General features: G+C 35.1%; 19 protein-coding genes. 7 read left to right on the top strand and 12 right to left on the bottom strand.

Going from position 1 to position 19,021, the window contains the following annotated elements:
- Positions 1-3: 3 nt before the first annotated feature.
- Positions 4-1,197 (top strand): tetratricopeptide repeat protein, encoded by a 1,194-nt coding sequence (locus ACTQ54_RS01805; RefSeq protein WP_441754143.1) that lies wholly within the window; start codon positions 4-6, stop codon positions 1,195-1,197.
- 36 nt (positions 1,198-1,233) lie between these two features.
- Here ACTQ54_RS01805 and ACTQ54_RS01800 read toward each other — a convergent pair whose 3' ends face one another.
- The 4 genes from ACTQ54_RS01800 to ACTQ54_RS01785 all read right to left on the bottom strand — a co-directional run bounded on the left by ACTQ54_RS01800 (position 1,234) and on the right by ACTQ54_RS01785 (position 3,835).
- Complete coding sequence (locus tag ACTQ54_RS01800; RefSeq protein WP_441754141.1) at positions 1,234-1,446, bottom strand: CsbD family protein; 213 nt, start codon at positions 1,444-1,446, stop codon at positions 1,234-1,236.
- Between the two features lie 76 nt (positions 1,447-1,522).
- Entirely contained in the window at positions 1,523-1,858 is a 336-nt protein-coding gene (locus ACTQ54_RS01795; RefSeq protein WP_441754139.1) for a hypothetical protein, read from the bottom strand.
- A 21-nt stretch (positions 1,859-1,879) separates the two neighbouring features.
- Positions 1,880-2,728: an HAD-IIB family hydrolase gene (locus tag ACTQ54_RS01790; protein WP_441754137.1), complete on the bottom strand. Its 849-nt coding sequence runs from the start codon at positions 2,726-2,728 to the stop codon at positions 1,880-1,882.
- A gap of 189 nt (positions 2,729-2,917) precedes the next feature.
- Complete coding sequence (locus ACTQ54_RS01785; protein ID WP_441754136.1) at positions 2,918-3,835, bottom strand: aldo/keto reductase; 918 nt, start codon at positions 3,833-3,835, stop codon at positions 2,918-2,920.
- 460 nt (positions 3,836-4,295) lie between these two features.
- Between ACTQ54_RS01785 and ACTQ54_RS01780 the strand changes: the two genes are divergently transcribed.
- Complete coding sequence (locus ACTQ54_RS01780; RefSeq protein ID WP_441754134.1) at positions 4,296-5,645, top strand: ferredoxin reductase family protein; 1,350 nt, start codon at positions 4,296-4,298, stop codon at positions 5,643-5,645.
- A 34-nt stretch (positions 5,646-5,679) separates the two neighbouring features.
- Positions 5,680-8,001 carry an FMN-binding protein gene (locus ACTQ54_RS01775; RefSeq protein WP_441754132.1) on the top strand — a complete coding sequence of 774 codons (2,322 nt, stop codon included), beginning with the start codon at positions 5,680-5,682 and terminating at the stop codon, positions 7,999-8,001.
- Positions 8,002-9,005: 1,004 nt separating this feature from the next.
- On the opposite strand, the gene ACTQ54_RS01770 is transcribed toward ACTQ54_RS01775, so the two are convergent.
- From ACTQ54_RS01770 to ACTQ54_RS01760, 3 genes are read right to left on the bottom strand one after another with little or no spacing between them, the layout of a single operon-like run.
- Positions 9,006-9,854 (bottom strand): MetQ/NlpA family ABC transporter substrate-binding protein, encoded by an 849-nt coding sequence (locus ACTQ54_RS01770; protein WP_441754130.1) that lies wholly within the window; start codon positions 9,852-9,854, stop codon positions 9,006-9,008.
- Positions 9,855-9,876: 22 nt separating this feature from the next.
- Positions 9,877-10,566 carry a methionine ABC transporter permease gene (locus ACTQ54_RS01765; RefSeq protein ID WP_441754129.1) on the bottom strand — a complete coding sequence of 230 codons (690 nt, stop codon included), beginning with the start codon at positions 10,564-10,566 and terminating at the stop codon, positions 9,877-9,879.
- Positions 10,556-11,302 (bottom strand): methionine ABC transporter ATP-binding protein, encoded by a 747-nt coding sequence (locus ACTQ54_RS01760; protein WP_441754127.1) that lies wholly within the window; start codon positions 11,300-11,302, stop codon positions 10,556-10,558. The genes ACTQ54_RS01765 and ACTQ54_RS01760 overlap by 11 nt, the downstream gene beginning before the upstream one ends.
- 267 nt (positions 11,303-11,569) lie before the next feature.
- Between ACTQ54_RS01760 and ACTQ54_RS01755 the strand changes: the two genes are divergently transcribed.
- From ACTQ54_RS01755 to ACTQ54_RS01740, 4 genes are all read left to right on the top strand, one after another.
- A complete protein-coding gene (locus ACTQ54_RS01755; protein ID WP_441754125.1) occupies positions 11,570-12,256 on the top strand; it encodes an AzlC family ABC transporter permease in 687 nt (228 codons plus the stop codon).
- Positions 12,249-12,578, top strand: coding sequence for a branched-chain amino acid transporter permease (locus tag ACTQ54_RS01750; protein WP_441754124.1), 330 nt, complete (start codon positions 12,249-12,251; stop codon positions 12,576-12,578). The genes ACTQ54_RS01755 and ACTQ54_RS01750 overlap by 8 nt, the downstream gene beginning before the upstream one ends.
- 190 nt (positions 12,579-12,768) lie before the next feature.
- Entirely contained in the window at positions 12,769-13,815 is a 1,047-nt protein-coding gene (locus ACTQ54_RS01745; RefSeq protein WP_441754122.1) for a hypothetical protein, read from the top strand.
- Positions 13,816-13,967: 152 nt separating this feature from the next.
- Complete coding sequence (locus ACTQ54_RS01740) at positions 13,968-14,948, top strand: DUF697 domain-containing protein (protein ID WP_441754120.1); 981 nt, start codon at positions 13,968-13,970, stop codon at positions 14,946-14,948.
- Positions 14,949-14,985: 37 nt separating this feature from the next.
- On the opposite strand, the gene ACTQ54_RS01735 is transcribed toward ACTQ54_RS01740, so the two are convergent.
- The 5 genes from ACTQ54_RS01735 to ACTQ54_RS01715 form a co-directional block, all read right to left on the bottom strand.
- A complete protein-coding gene (locus ACTQ54_RS01735) occupies positions 14,986-16,197 on the bottom strand; it encodes an acetyl-CoA C-acetyltransferase (RefSeq protein WP_441754118.1) in 1,212 nt (403 codons plus the stop codon).
- The gene (locus tag ACTQ54_RS01730; protein WP_441754116.1) at positions 16,197-16,607 is read right to left on the bottom strand and encodes an SDR family NAD(P)-dependent oxidoreductase; all 411 of its coding nucleotides are present in this window, start codon (positions 16,605-16,607) and stop codon (positions 16,197-16,199) included. The genes ACTQ54_RS01735 and ACTQ54_RS01730 overlap by 1 nt, the downstream gene beginning before the upstream one ends.
- A 19-nt stretch (positions 16,608-16,626) precedes the next feature.
- Positions 16,627-17,220, bottom strand: a complete 594-nt coding sequence (locus ACTQ54_RS01725; RefSeq protein ID WP_441754114.1) for a TetR/AcrR family transcriptional regulator — start codon at positions 17,218-17,220, stop codon at positions 16,627-16,629.
- A gap of 69 nt (positions 17,221-17,289) precedes the next feature.
- Positions 17,290-17,553 carry an alpha/beta fold hydrolase gene (locus ACTQ54_RS01720; protein WP_441754112.1) on the bottom strand — a complete coding sequence of 88 codons (264 nt, stop codon included), beginning with the start codon at positions 17,551-17,553 and terminating at the stop codon, positions 17,290-17,292.
- Positions 17,554-17,559: 6 nt separating this feature from the next.
- Positions 17,560-18,030 carry an alpha/beta fold hydrolase gene (locus ACTQ54_RS01715; RefSeq protein WP_441754110.1) on the bottom strand — a complete coding sequence of 157 codons (471 nt, stop codon included), beginning with the start codon at positions 18,028-18,030 and terminating at the stop codon, positions 17,560-17,562.
- Between the last annotated feature and the right edge of the window lie 991 nt (positions 18,031-19,021).

The following is a 19,021-nucleotide window of genomic DNA, read 5'->3' as shown; positions in this document are numbered from 1 at the left end:
ATAATGAGTGATAAATTTGATATGGAAGCAGAATTTCTCAAGTTTGTTAAGAAAAATAGCGATTTATACAAAACAGAAGAAGAAATGGTTCAAGCATTTTTAAAAGATGTCTTCTCTGATTTAGCTTTTGATGATGAATTTTTTGATATCTATGACGATGTCGATGGTAATCCTCAGCAATCAATGGAGTTAGTAGATGAAGCAATGTCAACAACAAACCTAAAAAAACGCCAATCATTACTAAAACAAGCCATTGAAGCATGGCCTGAAAACTATGATGCTCATGTATTATCCATAGAGCCGGATACCAATGTTGTCGAGAAAATCAGCCGACTTGAAGAAGTTTATGATGAAGCTTTTGATAAGTATTTCATGCAAGAGCGAGATGGTTGGTTTAATTTTGAAGAGCGTCCATTTATTCGTTTACAACATTTTTTAGGTAGCCTGTACCTGGAAAATGGCATGTATAACCATGCCTTAGATATATTTTTAGATGTCACCTCAATGGATGAATATGATGGTTCTGGTGTTCGCTATCAGTTAATGACAACTTACACTTTAATGGATGATTATCAATCGGCTTTAGAATTATTCGAAGAAATCCCTAATGCAATTGAAGATGAAGGTATGATTATTCCGTTACTCTTTTCTGCTGTTTTAAACCGAGACGAAGAAAAAGCTAAATCATTACTATTTCAGCTAAACTCAATTAACAAACATGTTTCAAAATTATTTAAAGATGATTTTTGGCCTTTAGAAACACTTATTGAATTAGCTGATCAAAGTTTTGAAACGGCTCTTTCTCTTGATGGATATGTTTATTTAGCAACTGTTATTACAAATATTTTACCTCTTGTCACCAGTTCAGAATATTTGTACAATTATTTAAAAGCAGTTTATAGTGAAATAAAATCTGGTTCTAAATTCAATTATAAAAAGACATCAGAGACAGCGCCAAACAGTGATAATGTCATTGCCTTTCCTAAAGATAAAATCCGCTCGTCCAATGACGAATTAGAAAAACCTTTATATAGCGGGCTGAATCAAAAACAAGTAAAAGCTTTAGTTGAATATCAATTAACAAGCTTTGAAGCTTTTGAAAAGGTCACCGAAAACCATGTCCTCTCAATTTCAGGCATCGGACCTGCTACCATAAAAAAATTAAAAGATAACGGCGTTAAATTCCTAGATATATAAAAAAGACTCCCTGCTTAAAAACAGGGAGTTAATTTTTTATCTATCTTTTTTTTCGTCATCGTTATCAAAGGATTCTTTTACACCTTCGACTGCACCTTTAACGCTATCAGAGGCATCATTAATTCTTTCTTTTAATTTTCCGCCTTCATTTTGTGTTTTTCCTTCGGCTTCCGTTTTTTTGTCGCCCGTTAATTTACCAGCAACTTCTTTTGCTTTACCTTCAAATTGATCTCTTTTATCATCTTTCATAATCATAACCTCCTACTTTCTATATATTAAGGTTAACTAAATGACAGTGATAACACAATTAATATGCTTCATGAAGTTATTTATTTTGATGATTAATAAAAGTATCCATGTATTTTTCAATCTGATCCTTATCACGAGCTTTTTGCGCCTGTGAAATATTAGAAGGACTTAAAGTATAGGTAACTTGACGTTGGTTATTATCATCCATGGCAATAATAACTTCTCCTTCATCCGCATCCTCAGTTAAACGCTGAACTTTCGCATAGTGTTGTTCTAAATAAGAAAAAACTTCTTCTGCCACTGCTTCACGCAAAACCCGGTACATTTCTGCTTGTTGAGTGGGAATAAGATAAGCATCAATTTTTACAAATTCATCCTCTTCTCGATTCTTCCCATTTACTTTTCTTGCCATTCGATCACTTCCTCATAGAAACTAAATATGGTGAATACGATATTCTTCCATAAAATCTAAATTACCTTCTTTTAAATAACGTTCTAGTGTCGATAAAACTGCTTGGTCTTCGTTCGATTCAACTTGGAATCGACAACTGTCTGCTAAATCATGGTCAGCATTTTTCATCGCAACGCTGTATTTAACTTCTTTCATCATACTTTCGTCATTTAAACTGTCTCCAAATGCCATTGATTCATCCGGATGAATATTTAATGTTGCTTGTAAATGTTTAACAGCCGATCCTTTACCACCTTCAGCTGTATAAATATCTACCCAACCATCGCCACTCGTCACAGCATTAATCTCTTCAAAACGTTCGTTAAGAATCCGTACTAAGACTTTATTTTTTTCTAAAGAATGATCGCTCATCACAGCAATCTTTGTAATTAAAGCTTCTGAATCAATTTCATCAAAAGAATTAATTAATTCCAACTTATTATTATATGCGCGAATCCGACTAAAACCAGCTTCATCTTTTTTACGCATAAAAGCTTGATTACCTAAGCTGATATTAATGTAAAAGCCTTCAAACTCATCAATAAAATCAGCAATTTGCTTTAATAAAGACCTACTAATTCCAATAACACGACTCACTTTACCTTCATAAACTAAATAATTTCCATTATCTGTTGCATAATAAATATCGCTATGGTGTTCGACATCAAAATAATCAACAACTTTATGATATGAATTCCCTGTTGCAATACACATTACATGTCCAGCTTGATGTAATTCGGCAGAAATCTGATTAAACTTCTCTACATCATAAGATTTATCCTTACGCAAAAGTGTTTCATCTAAATCAATCATAATTAATTTTAAAGTCATGATATCTCCTTTGAACATTTATTGAAGTCAATGCATCTTTTCTTATTATAGCGAATTTTTTTCAACAATGTTAGGAATCATTTAATTTTTCTTGCTAAGTAGCCAATTTATACATAAAACTAATTTGTGTACATCAAAAATAAAAGACACAAACCAATACTGATTAGCATTGTTTGTGTCTTTATTAGTTTATGGTAATGTATTTCCTGAGCGTAAATAGATTTTATACCATTCTTCGCGGCTTAATTCCAAATCTGCACCTTCAGCAATAGCTTCAATCCGTTCAAGATTCATCGTACCAATAATCGGTTGCATTTTAGCAGGATGACGATTAATCCAAGCTATGGTTAAGGCTTCTAATGTTACTCCTTTTTCATCAGCCATTTCATTTAATGTCTGTGTTAATTCTTTATAGTCAGGGTGTTTAATAAATAATCCCTGTCCTAAATCAACTTGGAATGGAGACCAAGGCTGAATCGTAATATTATGCAAACGACAGTAGTCTAAAATACCACCATCGCGATTAATACCGGCTTCATTTAACATATTAACATTGAAACCAGCATCAACCATTCCTGTATGAGCAGGACCAAATTGCAATTGATTGGCTGTAATTGGCACATTAAGATATTTTTTCAAAAGCTCAATTTGGGAAGGATTTTGATTACTTACACCAAAATATCTTACTTTCCCTTGGCTTTTTAATAAATCAAAGGTTTCAGCAATTTCTTCTGGTTCATACAAGGCATCCGGACGATGCAATAATAGAAAATCTAAATAATCTGTTTGAAGTCTCTCTAAAGATCCATCAACCACTTTAATTAAATGTTCTTTTGAAAAATCAAACATTCCCTTGCGGATACCCGCTTTTGATTGAATAAATATCTCATCACGCTTGATATCGCTATTCTTTAAAGCTTGTCCAAAAAGCTCTTCTGATTTCCCGCCACCATATATGTCTGCATGATCAAAGAAATTAATTCCATGATTAAATGCAGTTTCAAGAATCGTTTGACTTTCATCAACTGTTTTCTCGTTCATGCGCATACATCCTAAAACTACTTGTGATGCTTGGATATCTGCACTGCCAACATTCATATATTTCATTCTCTCACTCTCCTCTATATTACTACCCTTCTATCTTATCATGTGTTTATGAAAACGCATAGCAATATAATATACTTTTTCTAGAGATTATTTATTTTTAAGTTATGCGGTTTCAAGATTATGTTTTGATTATTTTGTTAATTTTAATTTCACAAAGTTATTAATTATCGTTATAAAATCTTTACTTTTACTTATTATACAAGCTTTTGTTTAATTAAATTTATTCTCAAAATAGTGATATTTTCATTTTTTTGACAACAATCATCTTAAATTACAAACAAAAAGTTACCATAGATTAAAGTTTGTGGTAAAATGAACATAATAAAAATTATTTGTATTTTTTGTCTTTTAATCATTGCAAGAATTCTTAAATAATTTTTGTATGCTGATTCACATACATGAATGTTTTAGTCGATGATTTTCAAAAAAGACTTGAAAATACATAACAAGGAGGAAAATAATGAGTAAAAAGATGTATGAATGGCTGTTCCCTAGTCTTTCATTATTGTTATTCGTTACATTATTAGGTGCTATGTTGCTAGAGACTAATACTATGACTATGAAAGCTCTTATTTCATATTCTACAGGTCTATTAGCGTTTACGATGATGTTGGTTGTTACATTTATTGGATCAAGACCACGTTTCATCGAAAAAAATTTTGGTATGCCTGAAATGTATGAAGTCCATGCACTTATGTCAGTTGTTTTATCAATTTTAATCGTAATCCATATGCTTCTTCAATGGGGCGGCTTCAGAAATGTTATGAACATGTCAATCATTTCTCAAACAGGATTTATTGCTGTTGTAGCTTTAATCATTGTTATGTTCACAGGAATTTTTTCATTATCAGGTATTTTTGTTAGCAATAACAAAAAATTACGTGAGTTTAAAGAAACAAAACTAAATCGTGAAATCAACCTTTGGTTACACCGTTTAGCAATTGTTTCAATTATTGCTGTATATTTCCATCTGTATTTCTTACCATTCTTGCAACAAAATGTTATCTTTATGACCCTTTTAAATATTTATACCATTGCAACACTTGGTTACTACGCTTATTGGAAAATAAAAGTTGCTATTGCTCCAGAGTTTAAAGTTTCAAACATTTATCGTGGAACGCCTTCACTTTGGGTAATTGAATTTGAACCTGTTTCTAAACATATTTTACGATATACAGCTGGTGACTATTTCTTTATTCGTTTCATTGGTGATGCAAACATTACAAAAGAAGGACATCCATTCTCTACATCTAGTGCCATTACTTCTCGCTACAAAAATTCTATTGAATTTATGATTAAAGAAGCTGGTGACTGGACTGGTGCTTTACAAAACATTAAGGTCGGAGATAAAGCTAAATTAGAAGGTCCTTATGGTCACTTCTTGCCAGAAAAAGTTGAATATTCAAATGAAGAAGATGTTCCATTCATTTTATTAGCTGGTGGTATTGGCTTAACTCCTAACTTGAGTGTTTTAAGACATGAAATCGAGAAAAAATCTCAACGTCGTATTATTTTAGTTTGGGGACTTTCATATAAAGAAGATATGTTTATGTTAGATGAATTGGATGCCATGAAAGAAGTTAATCCAAACTTTAGCTACCATATTATCTTCTCTAACGAAGAAGTTGAAGGTTACCCATTTGGCTTTATTTCAGATTCATTCTTAAGAGAAATTGGGGCAGCAGAATTTTATCAAACAGGTGAATTCTTTGTTTGTGGTCCCCCAGCAATGTTAAATGCAACTAGAACTTTAATTAAAAATGCAAATATCCCAGAAGAACATGTTCACTTGGATGACTTTGGGTTCTAAACGCTATATTAATCTATATGAAAGGAAGTAAAAAATGGGCAAAAAGACAAAATTTGTTTTAGAACTAATTGCTGTTTCAGTTATCATTTGGATATTGACAGTTATCGTCTTCACCGACCAAGTTACTTTTAGGTCAGCTATTAATAATGAAGAAGTAGCTACAATGCCTACTGGTGAATTAACAGACGGTACATATACCGGTGAAGCGGATGGTCATAACGGTCCACTTAAAGTAGAAGTTGTTGTAGAAAATGGTGCAATTTCTGCGGTTAACTTATTAGAACATGTTGAATCTGAGGCAATTGCAGATCCTGCAATTGATCAAATTCCACAAGCTATTATCGATAATAACTCTACTGATATCGATAGTATCTCAGGCGCAACCGTAAGTTCTAAAGCAATCATCACAGCTGTTAATAATGCTTTAAGTGGTGATGCTAGTGAAACAACCACAGTAGTAACTGAAGAATCTACTGAGGAACCAGATGAAGAAACTCAAGCTGTTACTTTTGAAGATGGTACTTACAATGGTGAAGCTGAGGGACATAATGCTCCTCTAACAGTTGAAGTGACTGTCACTGATGGTGCGATTTCTGATGTTCAAGTTGTTGACCATCAAGAAACTGAAGGTATTTCAGATCCTGCTATCGAAGAAATTCCAGCAGCGATTGTTGAAGCTAATTCAACCGATGTTGATTTTGTATCAGGAGCATCTGTTACATCTGAAGCAATCGTTAATGCCGTTAATAATGCCTTAAATGCTGATGCTTCTACAACTGAAGAAGATTCAAAAGAAACAGATGCTGCAACTTACGAAGATGGTACTTATACAGGTGAAGCTGAAGGACATAACGCTCCTCTAACTGTTGAAGTAACGGTTGCCGATGGTGCAATTACAGATGTCCAAGTTGTTGAGCATGAAGAAACTCAAGGTATTTCAGACCCTGCTATCGAAGAAGTTCCAGCAGCAATCGTTGAAGCTAATTCGACTGATGTTGAAATAGTTTCAGGTGCAACTGTATCTTCACAAGCTATTATCGATGCAGTAAATAATGCTTTAAGTAGCGATGCAAGTGTTACATCTGAAGATTCAAAAACTACAAGCAGTTCAGACCTCACAGTCGTTGAAGTTCCTAATTCTTCTTCTGCAATCGTTGGTTATGTTTTTGCTGATGGTAGCTATACTGGTGAAGCCGAAGGTCGTCACGGTTTAATTGAAGTAGAAGTAACAGTTGAAAATGGCACTATCGCAGATGTTGAAGTATTGAACCATAATGAATCAGAAGACCTTGGTGTGCAAGCTATTGAGGAAGTTACAACTGCTATCGTTGAAAATAATACAACTGATGTAGAAGTCGTTTCTGGAGCAAGTTTAACATCACAAGGTGTCATCAACGCAACTAAAAATGCTTTAGGTATTTTAGTTCAAACAAGTACAGAACCACACTTAGTCTATGAAGATGGTACTTATTTAGGTGAAGCAGAAGGTTTTGGCGGTCCAATCCGCGTTGAAGTAATCGTTAAAGATGGTAAGTTAAATGAAGTTACAATCTTAGAACATGCTGAAACAGACGGTATTTCAGATCCTGCTCGAAACGAAATTCCAGCTACTATTGTTGAAAATAACACAACAGATGTAGCAGCCGTTTCTGGAGCAAGTTACTCATCCTTAGGTATCATTAATGCAGTAAATAACGCATTAAATTTACCAGAAATAACTCAAGAAGATTTAACATTCCTTGATGCTGATGCTCAAAACACTACTGAAGAAGAGTCAACTGAAGAAGAAGCTACTGAAGTAGTTTGGCAAGATGGGACATATACTGCTGAAGCAGAGGGACATAATGATACATTAGAAGTTGAAGTAACCATTACAGATGGCGCTATTACTGAAGTGAATGTTCTAAATCATTCAGAAACAGAAGGTATTTCTGATCCAGCAATCGAAGAAGTTCCAGCTGCTATCGTTGAAAACAATTCAACTGACGTAGACATCGTTTCTGGCGCATCTGTATCCTCACAAGCAATTATTGATGCTGTGAATGCTGCTTTAGCACAAGCTGAAGGCGATACTAATAACGAAGCTGCCTCATTCGAAGATGGAACTCATAATGGTACTGCAAAGGGACACAATGGTCCATTAGAATTAGAAGTCGTTGTTGAAGGTGGAGTTATTACAGAAATTAATGTTCTTAGCCACTCTGAAACAAAAGGTATCTCTGATCCAGCCTTTGAAGAAGTTATTCCAGCTATCATCGAAGCAAACTCAGTAGAAGTTGATACAGTATCTGGTGCAAGCATTACATCTAACGCTATCATCGATGCCGTTAAAGACGCATTAAATATCACTGAATAATTTCATTAGGTTTGGGGACATTGCTCTCAGCCAGCTAAAAACAGAAACCACTTTTCATTTATGAGTTAGTGGTTTCTGTTTTTTTATTGCTATCATTTTGGGAATAACTTTACAGCAGCCAGAAAATAGAACTGTTTTGTCACTTCAAGGGTCGGTTCACAGACAATAAACAGTCTTAATGTCACTCAATAGGTCAGTTCACCTACATTAAAAACACTTTAAATGTCACTCAAAAGCATTGTTCACTGACATTAAAAGTAAGTCCCAGAAATTGTGTAAATTGATTGAGCTATCATATGCAGTATGTATCCAATCTTTCTCTCGACGAGTTCCCAAAGTGGCACTCGTTTTCGCGACGAGTTCATGGATAAAAAAATTTCCAAAGAAGAAGTCTAAGTGAACAGTTTTTAATTGCAATGTTGGACAATTTTCAATTGACATATACATATAAACAAGCAGGCATAAACCGCTCGGATGAAACTAAGTTTTCAAACGAGCGCGAACCAACCGCTCGGATGAAACCATCTTTTCAAACGAGCGCACACGAACCGCTCGGATGAAACTACCTTTTCATACGAGCGCGAACCAACTGCTCGGATGAAATCAACTTTTCATACGACCGCACACCAGCCGCTCGGATGAAACCAACTTTTCAAACGACCGCACACCAGCCGCTCGGATGAAATCAACTTTTCAAACGAACGCGAACCATCCGCTCAGCATTAAATAGCTAATCGTTTCCTCCTCGAATACCAAAAATGACTTCGTTACTAAAACAAGTTTAAAACTTTAGCCTCGTCTATTCATGGTTTTTACACAATTTTATGGCCTTCATCGTCATTAAAGCCTTTTAATATCATTCCAAGTCACCACCTACTTTCTTCCCCCGTCATCATCCCCTATATAAAACACAATAACCTCTTAACAGCACAAAAAAGCCACCCTATCTACCAAAATAAGGTGGTGGTTGTTATGTTAGTTTTTTGCAGGGATATTTATTTGTTTTATTCAGCTGATTCTTCTGATTCTTCAGCTTCTTCTGTTTCTTCTACTTCAAAAGCTGGTCTTAGGTGGCCGTCTTTTTCTAGTTCAGCTAAGAAATCATAGACTTCTTGTGAAGTGAACGCTTCGATAAGTGCTTTAATTTCATCTGAATCAACGTTACCTTCACGTACCACTAATTGGATAGCGAAAGTATTGTCTTCTTGGTCTTCTAAGAAAATGGCGTCAGCAGGAGTTAAATCAATACTGGCAATGTAAGTTGGATAGTTGAAAACTAAATCATAACCATCTTCATAAGCTGCGGTTAAGTTTAATAAATCGATATGCTCAAATTCTAAGTTTAATGGGTTATCAGTGATATCTTCAACTGTTGCAAAGAAACCTGCTTCTTCATCTAAAGTTAGTAAACCTTGATCTTGTAAAATCAATAGGGCACGTGCTTCGTTGGTAGAATCTGAAGGAATCGCTACTTCTGCGCCTTCTTCAATTTCATCGATACTGTCATAAGTCGGTGAATAGAACCCTACAACAGCGTTATAAATTGGTTGTACAGCAACTAAGTCGCCGTCACGTTCTTGGTTGAATACTTCCATAAAAGGTTCGTGTTGAGCAAAGCTTGCGATAACTTCATCATTTAAGAGTGCTTCATTATATTGAATATTATCGGTTACTTCTACTAATTCAACTGAATATGGGTCAACGATTGCTTCACCAGCAATTTCAACAACATCCGTCATTGGTGGTAAGTGTGACGCAACGCGTAAAACATTTTCGTCTTGAGCTGTCACGATGGTTGTTGCGTTAACTCCTAATAATAAGGCTAATCCTGAAATAAATAATTTTTTCATCATTTTATCAATCTATCCTTCCTGTTTATCGTTTATCTAATGAATCGGCTGTTTTCAAACCGAACCACTGTACAATTTGAACTAAAATAATAATGACAACAATTGCTGTATACATTATATCATCTTCGAAACGTTGGTAGCCGTATCGAATAGCAAACTGACCTATCCCGCCTCCTCCAACAACCCCCATAATGGTTGAGTAAGAGATAAAACTAACAAATGAAGTTGTGAATCCTATAATTAAAGAGCTTCTAGCTTCCACATACACAAACTTAGTCACTAATTGTAGCAAGGAAGCTCCCATCGCACGTCCTGTTTCAACAACCCCTTTGGGTACTTCACTCAGAGATTGTTCAACGGAACGAGCATATAAGGCTACTGCAATAACCATCATTGGAAAAGATGCTGCAACTGGATTTCCTGTTGCTCTTCCATATAACATGCGCACTAAAGGTTGCAGGGCAATAACTAACAATAAAAAGGGAAATGAACGGATAATATTGACAATAATATTCGCTGTTTGATACATCCACTTATTTTCCAAAATACGCCCTCTTGCAGTTAAATACAAAAGCGTTCCCATTGGTAAACCAATAATAATTGCGGCAATCGACGCAAATCCGAGCATGATAGCAGTTTCCCAAAGACTTTCTACTAAAGTAGGGCCAAACTCGGCTAGGCGTTCAAAATATAAACTTAAAGCTTCACGATTCATCAGCTAATACCTCCATCGCACGCTCTCTATAAGTCTGGGATTTTAAGACCGAATCACTTGGTGTAATCGTTAATAAATCAATCAACTGTCCCTCTTCCATGATAGCCACACGCTGGCATAATGCTTTAACTACATTTAACTCATGCGTGACGATAACCGTTGTTATATTATATTTTTTGTTAGCTCTACGTAAAACATCAACAATCTCACTTGTCGTTTGTTCGTCCAAGGCAGAAGTAGGCTCATCACACAGTAATATTTTTGGTTTAATAATCAAGGCACGAGCGATTCCGACTCTTTGTTTTTGTCCGCCAGATAAATGAGCTGGATAACTATGTCGTTTATCTTCTAAGCCGACAAAACGTAAGATTTCATTCAAATCTAAAAATTCATCATAATGGTGCAATTTCAATGGCAATAAAATATTTTCTTCTACGGTTAAATTCGAAAGCAGATTAAATTGCTGAAATATCATGCCGATATCTTTGCGATAATAGCGTAAATCATTGGCATTCACTTGACACATATCAACCCCATCTACAATCACACTACCTTGATCTGCTACTTCAAGTTGATTGATCATTCGCAAAAGTGTCGATTTTCCTGCCCCTGATTGTCCGATAACGCCAAAAACTTCTTGTTCATTTATCGTAAAACTAATATTTTTCAAGGCATGTAGTTCTTTATTACTTTTTTCTAATTTATATATTTTACTAACATTCTTAAATTGGATCATTTGTTTCCACCTACCTCCCCCTATTTTACTCCAAACAATAATACAGATTCCTCGATGTGTTTCAGTACACTAACTTTATCATAGTATACATTTTTAAGCAACATTGCATTTTCAATAAAACAGATTACACTTTTCACAAACACAGATAAAAATTGTTCTTATACAAATTTCATAGCTATACCGCATTTTTTCTGAAAACGAATTGACTTATTTTCAAAACAACATTAAAATTATGAGAATATAATTATTTTTAAAGGTGGTATTTAATTGAAAGAAGCTTTTAAATTTGTATTTCCGATGACGATCCCGATTATGACCGGATATTTATTTTTAGGGATTGCATATGGATTTTTAGTTACTTCACAAGGTTTTGATATTTGGATTCCTATCTTTATGAGTATTTTTGTATATGCGGGATCGATGCAGTATGCGGCCATACCTTTATTAGCAGCCTCTTTTGATCCGATCGCTGCTTTTGTTTTGACCTTAATGGTCAATGCTAGACATATTTTTTACTCCATCGCTCTTTTACGTCAATACCATCAAATGGGTTGGCAAAAATGGTACAGTATTTTTACATTGAGTGATGAAACTTTTTCTTTGAATGTTTCTATGCGAATTCCAGAAAATATCAATCCAGCTTGGGCATATTTCCATGTTTCTTGGCTCGACCATTTCTATTGGGTTTTAGCAACAGCCATTGGCGCTTTTCTGGGGAGCTTTATTTCATTTAACACAAAAGGAATTGAATTTGTTTTAACTGCTCTTTTTCTGAGTATTTTTGTCGAACGTTGGCTAAATACAACTGATCATGGCGCTTCATTAATAGGCCTATTGGCGCCACTTTTATGTTTAGCCATTTTTGGGGCAAGCAATTTTATGATTCCATCTATGATCATGATCCTAATTATTTTTGCAGCAGAATATTTCTTAAAGGAGCAATCCCATGTCTAATACTCAATTGATTTTGACCATCCTCATAATTATGGCCGGAACCGTCTTAACCCGATTTTTAGCTTTTATTATTTTCCCACCCCATAAAACACCACCAAAATTTATTCAATATTTAAGCCACACCTTACCAGCTGCCGTTATTGGACTCTTAGTAGTCTATTCTTTTAAAGATACGATTATTTTTCCTTATCCATATGGATTACCTGAAATAATCGCTTCTGTCGTCTTAATTTTTCTTCATGTGTGGAGAAGAAACACAATGTTAACCATTGCTGTGTCAACAATCTTATATATGTTTTTAGTTCAAATTGTATTTATTTAAAATTATTATTTTAAAACCCCCTTAATAAATATCACTATTTTTTAAGGGGATTTTTCTATTATAATATTTTATTGTCTTTTTAAAGCGTTTTATTAGTAAATTTAATTATATTTGTTATAATCAATTTATGGATATAAAGAGTGTTTGATTTCTTTATCGTTCAATTAAAAAAATTTTAGGAGAGATTATAATGAAGAAATCTATTAAGAAATTATTGACAATTGGAACAAGCGCCATGCTAATGACTTCATTATTAGCTGCTCAATTTGTTGTTGCTCAAGAAGAAACTGAATCGGAAGAAACATCTGAATTAGTTTCAGAAGAAACTGAAACAACTGAAGAAAGAGACGCTACCGAATCCGAAGAAGAATCAACTGAATCCGAATCTACTGAAACAGAAACAGAAGAAACTACAACAGAAGCTACTGCGGAACAAACAGCATTTGAAACTGCCTTAAATAATTTCCGCGAAACTTATCCGGATGCGCAAATTAGTCGAATTCACATTTCTGAAATGAGTGAAGATTTATGGACTCAGTTCACCGAACTATTTAACGGTGACGACAACACAGACGAAGTAGACGATGCTGAAACAACTGAAGTTGTTGAAGACCCAGCCAACGTTGAAGAAAGTGTTGAAGTTGAAGGTGACTTAGAGAGCGTTGAGTCTGATCTCGAAGATGAAGTCGACAACCTAGAATCTGATGTTGATGAAGCAACAGCAACAACAGAAGATGAAGAAGAAGTTCACTATGAAATTCGTATTTTTGCTTTAGATGAAAAAACAGAATATGAAGTAGCTTATTATGAAACAGGCGACCTTATTGAAGGTGATATTAACGAACTTGATTCAGAAGATGCTACTGAACGTTTAGCAAATGAAACATTCGATATCGAACAAGCTTTAAGCTTTGATGAAATCAATCAAGCAGCTATTGACCATGTTGGTTACGGTGAAGCCGTTGAATGGGACTTAGTATACAACCAAGACGAACACACAAACCCATATTGGATGATTCAAGTCCACGAAGAATCAGACGAAATGTTTGGTAACCGCAACGCTGAAGTTTGGGTAGATGCGTTCACTGCCGAAGTGTTTGCTGCTTCAGGTGACGATGTTGTTGACCCTTCTGCACCTGCTGAAGAAGTCGCTGATCCAGCAACTGAAGAAGTCATCGAATCTGTTGAAGATCCAGCTTTAGAAAGTGTTGAAGAAGAAGTAGAAAGTGTAGAATAATCGTCTACTAAGATCTTACTGACATATAAATACTCTTTCATCCAGCTGCTTTATGTAGCTGGATATTTTTATTTAAATAAATATCAGTCTCATGACCGATGCTGAGCGATACAAAAACGACTATAATGATATTTATTAGGAGGGATTATTTCATGAATAGTTGGTGGAAAGACTTGCAGCGTATTTTATTGTGGCTCAGTGTTATTTTTGGCATTATTTTTACGATTTTCCTGTTTAATCAATTTATTTTACTGTATCAGCTTTTAGAAACAATCCATCCCCTTTTTGCAGTGGTTGTACTCAGCATCCTTCTAGGCGTTCTTGCCTATGTTGGTTATAAACTTGGTCGTTTGTTATTTAGCAAGCCTCTAACGATTGAATTAGCTGAAAATCATTCACAAGAAGAATACCAAGAGTATTTACAACAACTGGCTGAACAGTTACAAGCAAATTCACAGATTAACTTTGATACAAATCATCCAAATATTGAAGAGCAAATTGAAGAAAGCTTTACGAGTTTAAATGAATTATCACTGCCATTAATTAAAGAAAATGCCAATGCCATTTTCCTAAGTACAGCCATTTCACAAAATGGATCCCTTGATAGTTTGATGGTTATCTTTTCAAATATCCGAATGATTTGGCAATTAGCCAATATTTATGGTACGCGCCCTTCACTAGCGAGCTTAATTAAATTATATGCCCAAGTTGGAAGTATTATGTTTATGGCCAGAACTTTAGAAGATACCGATTTAATTGAAACACAAATGGAGCCATTAATTGCTTCCATTTTAGGTGAAAGTATCGCATCAGCCATCCCTGGTATGGTTCCAATAGCAAATCTTGTTGTCAGTTCGATGATGGAAGGTTCTGTGAATGCATTCTTAACCTTACGCGTTGGTTTAATTACACAAAATTATTTAAGTAGTTATCATAGGTTGAATCAACAAAGTTTGAAACGCAGTACTTCTATGTTGGCCATTAGTTATATGGGGTCAATCATTCAAAGTAATAGTAAAACAGTTTTGAAGACGGTCGGCAACGCCGCTAAAAAAGCTGGTGTTGGGACAGCTAAACGATTCTTTGGCTTTGATAGAAATAAAGAAGCTGCCAATGAAATAGACCCAATATAAAAAACTGGACTGAAATCGTCCAGTTTTTTTATATTACCTAAACTTTCTTAACTACCATACTAATCCCCATACCGCCACCAATACATAAGGAAGCTAATCCATATTCAGCCTCATCTTGGCGTCGCATTTCATGAACTAATGTCGCTGAGATACGTGCTCCGGAAGCACCGATCGGGTGTCCGATAGCAATGGCTCCACCATTCACATTGATTTTTTGAGATAGCTCTTCTTCATCCAAATCTAAATCCTCTGTTAATTGTTTTACAACGGATAGAGATTGTGATGCAAATGCTTCATTTAATTCAATAACTGACATTTGATCCAATGTTAAGCCTGTTTTCTTCAAGACAGAACGGATGGCGCTTACTGGACCAATCCCCATGATACTTGGATCGACACCGCCTTGACCAAATCCTAAAACTTCTACTAATGGTTCTAATTGATGTTCTTGAACAAACTTTTCTGACACTAAGAAAGCAAAAGCTGCCCCATCGTTAATGCCAGAAGCATTACCTGCAGTGACACTACCCTCAGGATCAAAAGCAGGTCTTAATGTACCCAATTTTTCTAAAGTAGTGGAATAATTAATATATTCATCTTCTTCAACAAGGACTTCCACTTTACGTGTTTTAACGGTAATAGGAATAATCTCATCTTTAAATTTACCATCAGTTTGTGCTTGACGTGCTTTTTCTTGCGAAGCAAAAGCAAAAGCATCTTGCTCTTGGCGGCTTAGCTGATATTTATTGGCAAGGTTTTCAGCGGTAATTCCCATATGAATACCTTCAAAGGCATCGGTTAAACCATCAGTCAACATCGTATCACTCATACTGAAATGACCCATTTTTTGACCTTTGCGCAGATTGTTAGCCGCAACAAATTTGGCTTGTGACATGGACTCGACGCCACCAGCAATGATACAATCTGCTTCACTGGCTTTGATATGTGTATAGGCTTCATAGATTGTCTTTAAACCACTTCCGCACAACATATTAACCCCATAAGCAGGCACTTCATTGGCAATTCCAGCATTAACCGAAACTTGACGCGCAACGTTTTGCCCGTGGCCAGCACTTAAAACATTACCGATAATCACTTCTTCAACGTTTTCTTTTACGATCGGATGGTCGGCCAACATTTTTTCTAGTAACTGAGACCCTAATTGAACGGGGGTTAAATCCGATAATGCTCCAAGAAAACTTCCTACAGCTGTCCGATTAATCGCTAAAATATATACTTTTTCCGACATTATATTCTCATGCCTCCATTAACTGCTAAAACATGCCCATTAATATAAGAAGCTTCATCACTGGCTAAGAATAAGGCTGCATTAGCAATTTCAATCGGTTCGCCTAAACGTTTCATCGGATTAGAATCTTTCATTGATTGAATGATTTTCTCTGGCACTGTATCAAGAATTGAGGTATTAATGTAACCTGGCGCAATACAGTTTGTTCTAATTTGAGCCCCTTTACGCGTGAATTCCTTTTCTGCATCGGTCACATTTAATTCAAAAAAATCAGCTTCAAAACCGGTAGGTGTTATCAAATCAAGCGAAACAACGGTTGCGCCCTCTTCTTTGAATCGTTTACACATTTCTCCACCTAAACTTTGACTACCACCCGTTACTAAAGCGATTTTATCTTTTAATCGACCCATCTTAAACTTCCCTTCTTTTTTACTTAGTAAATATCCCATTTTCTAAAATATGCATAAATTCGTCCGCTACCACTTCAATATCTTCATCATTTTTCATCATGCCATAGCGAACCCCTAAAAATGTATGAGCGCCAATCAAAATATAAGCTAATACTTCAGGGTTTTCAACTGATACTTCGCCTTTATCACTGGCAAGTTCAATTTGACGTATGTAAGATTTAGCAAAGTCATGATAATAGTTAAAGAAAATCTCTTTATCTATATAGATTGATTCCCATAAAATATTATACATATCAGGATTTTCACGAACAAGTTCAATAAATGTAACCAAACCTTGTCGTTCAGCTTCTTGTCGGTTATTGACTTTCCCTGTACGTTCTTTAAGTTTCGCACGAATTTCAAGTCCATATTGTTCGACGATGTATTTATACAAGGAATACTTATCTTGAAAATATAAATAAAACGCCCCAATACTTGTATTAGCTGAACTTGTGATATCTTTAATTTTAGTTTTATTGTAGCCTTTTGTATAAAAATGCTGACGTGCTGATTCTACTAGATCATCAACCGTCTTTTTCCCCTTATCCGACAAAGGTTCATTAATTAATTCCATGATAGTTCATTCTCCTAAATGATTTTATTCTTCTATTATAGGTAAATCGAGTCATGGAAACAAACCTAATCATCCAATTGATAAATGTGACGGAAGGGATAAAAAACCGATTAAAGCAGCTAAAAATTCGGCTGGTTTTTCATACATCGATGCATGACCACAAGATTGAATCACCGAAAAATGTGCATGAGGGATTGCTTCAATAAGCTGTTTTTGTTGATCAACCGGTGTAATCACATCATGACTGGCTCCCAGCACATAGGTTGCATGCTTAATTTTATGAAGTTCTTTTCGACTATCATATTTTTCAGCACTATTGATTAAACGATTCAATCTTTGTTAATATCCATCGTCACTAAATACAGTTAATAATAATTCTTTACGCTTGTTAAACCATTCTTGATTTTCATTGTAAAACATGGGCGAATAAATAATAGGGATTGTTGCTAAATAAAATGCCGGTGGACTATGCATCGCCTCAATCCAACTATGACCAATATCTTTTAGCCAAGCATTGGTATAGGGACATGTATTGGCCAGAAACAACTTATTAATATAAGAACCTGCACTGACAGCTAACTGAATAGCCACTTCCCCACCATAAGAAATCCCCATAACATGAACTGATTTTAAATCTAAAAATTTTGTAATTAAATCTACTTGATCTGCTTGTGTATATACGAATGTTGCAGCTTGTGTTTGTCCTTGATCCAACATATCTAATAGAATCACTTGGTAATTTTTAGATAAAGTTGGGACCATAAAGTCCCAACTTTTCGTTGTCATCATCAATCCATTTAAAACAAGCAACGGTTCACGTGAACGTTATTGAACCTAAATAATAACACATTAGATAAACATATCAAACGCTTTCATTTATTTGTTTTTTTCTATTACAAAACTGAATCAATATTTATGAAGTCATTAATTTTTATTTTTATTGTTTTTGAAATAAATAATATTATATTTTCTGGTTGAAAGTGATAGCGCATTCATTTTATTTCGAAAAAATCTGATGGTAAGTAAGTATTTATTAGCGAAGTTTGTGATACCTTCACAATAATATTTAATCAAGATTTCATTAACTGTCGAAATAAAATAATTTTATTTTCTGCAAAAATTTGCGTGTTTTTAGTTCTTTGCAATAAAAATTTGAGTTTTAAAGATAAACTTTACTTTTTATTAATCGAGCTTCTCTGAGCTTTTAATACTCTTAAAATAGCTTCGATGATTAAGCAATACTTTTTTACAAATAAATACAAAACGCAGGGAACTAAATCCAATTTAGGGTAACCCGTTTGTCAAACGCAGGGTACTAAATCCAATTTAGGGTAACCCGTTTAGCAAACACAGGGAACTAAATCCAATTTAGGGTAACGCGTTTGGCAAACGCAAGGAACTAAATCCAATTTAGGGTAACGCGTTTGGCAAACGCAAGGAACTCAACACAATTTACTGTAATGCGCTTGGCAAACGCAGGGAACTAAATCCAATTTAGGGTAACGCGTTTGGAAAACACAGGGAACTAAATCCAATTTAGGGTAACCCGTTTGGCAAACGCAAGGAACTCAACACAATTTACTGTAATGCGCTTGGCAAACGCAGGGAACTAAATCCATTTGAAGGTAACCCGTTTAGCAAACACAGGGAACTAAATCCAATTTAGGGTAACCCGTTTGCCAAACGCAAGGAACTAAATCCAATTTAGGGTAACGCGTTTGGCAAACGTAAGGAACTCAACACAATTTAGGGTAACCCGTTTGGCAAACGCAGGGAACTAAATCCATTTGAAGGTAACCCG

Origin of the sequence: Fundicoccus sp. Sow4_H7 (assembly GCF_052115865.1) — a bacterium.
Lineage (GTDB): Bacteria > Bacillota > Bacilli > Lactobacillales > Aerococcaceae > Fundicoccus_A.
This window is presented reverse-complemented; position numbering and strand designations above follow the sequence as displayed.

What these genes read in the sequence shown, in the direction of transcription:
- ACTQ54_RS01775 (WP_441754132.1), top strand. Translation starts at nt 5,680, where the DNA reads ATGGGCAAAAAGACAAAATTTGTTTTAGAACTAATTGCTGTTTCAGTT.
- ACTQ54_RS01745 (WP_441754122.1), top strand. Translation starts at nt 12,769, where the DNA reads ATGAAGAAATCTATTAAGAAATTATTGACAATTGGAACAAGCGCCATG.
- ACTQ54_RS01765 (WP_441754129.1), bottom strand. Translation starts at nt 10,566, where the DNA reads ATGAATCGTGAAGCTTTAAGTTTATATTTTGAACGCCTAGCCGAGTTT.
- ACTQ54_RS01785 (WP_441754136.1), bottom strand. Translation starts at nt 3,835, where the DNA reads ATGAAATATATGAATGTTGGCAGTGCAGATATCCAAGCATCACAAGTA.
- ACTQ54_RS01805 (WP_441754143.1), top strand. Translation starts at nt 4, where the DNA reads ATGAGTGATAAATTTGATATGGAAGCAGAATTTCTCAAGTTTGTTAAG.
- ACTQ54_RS01740 (WP_441754120.1), top strand. Translation starts at nt 13,968, where the DNA reads ATGAATAGTTGGTGGAAAGACTTGCAGCGTATTTTATTGTGGCTCAGT.
- ACTQ54_RS01750 (WP_441754124.1), top strand. Translation starts at nt 12,249, where the DNA reads ATGTCTAATACTCAATTGATTTTGACCATCCTCATAATTATGGCCGGA.
- ACTQ54_RS01735 (WP_441754118.1), bottom strand. Translation starts at nt 16,197, where the DNA reads ATGTCGGAAAAAGTATATATTTTAGCGATTAATCGGACAGCTGTAGGA.
- ACTQ54_RS01770 (WP_441754130.1), bottom strand. Translation starts at nt 9,854, where the DNA reads ATGATGAAAAAATTATTTATTTCAGGATTAGCCTTATTATTAGGAGTT.
- ACTQ54_RS01760 (WP_441754127.1), bottom strand. Translation starts at nt 11,302, where the DNA reads ATGATCCAATTTAAGAATGTTAGTAAAATATATAAATTAGAAAAAAGT.
- ACTQ54_RS01780 (WP_441754134.1), top strand. Translation starts at nt 4,296, where the DNA reads ATGAGTAAAAAGATGTATGAATGGCTGTTCCCTAGTCTTTCATTATTG.
- ACTQ54_RS01725 (WP_441754114.1), bottom strand. Translation starts at nt 17,220, where the DNA reads ATGGAATTAATTAATGAACCTTTGTCGGATAAGGGGAAAAAGACGGTT.
- ACTQ54_RS01795 (WP_441754139.1), bottom strand. Translation starts at nt 1,858, where the DNA reads ATGGCAAGAAAAGTAAATGGGAAGAATCGAGAAGAGGATGAATTTGTA.
- ACTQ54_RS01790 (WP_441754137.1), bottom strand. Translation starts at nt 2,728, where the DNA reads ATGACTTTAAAATTAATTATGATTGATTTAGATGAAACACTTTTGCGT.
- ACTQ54_RS01730 (WP_441754116.1), bottom strand. Translation starts at nt 16,607, where the DNA reads ATGGGTCGATTAAAAGATAAAATCGCTTTAGTAACGGGTGGTAGTCAA.
- ACTQ54_RS01800 (WP_441754141.1), bottom strand. Translation starts at nt 1,446, where the DNA reads ATGAAAGATGATAAAAGAGATCAATTTGAAGGTAAAGCAAAAGAAGTT.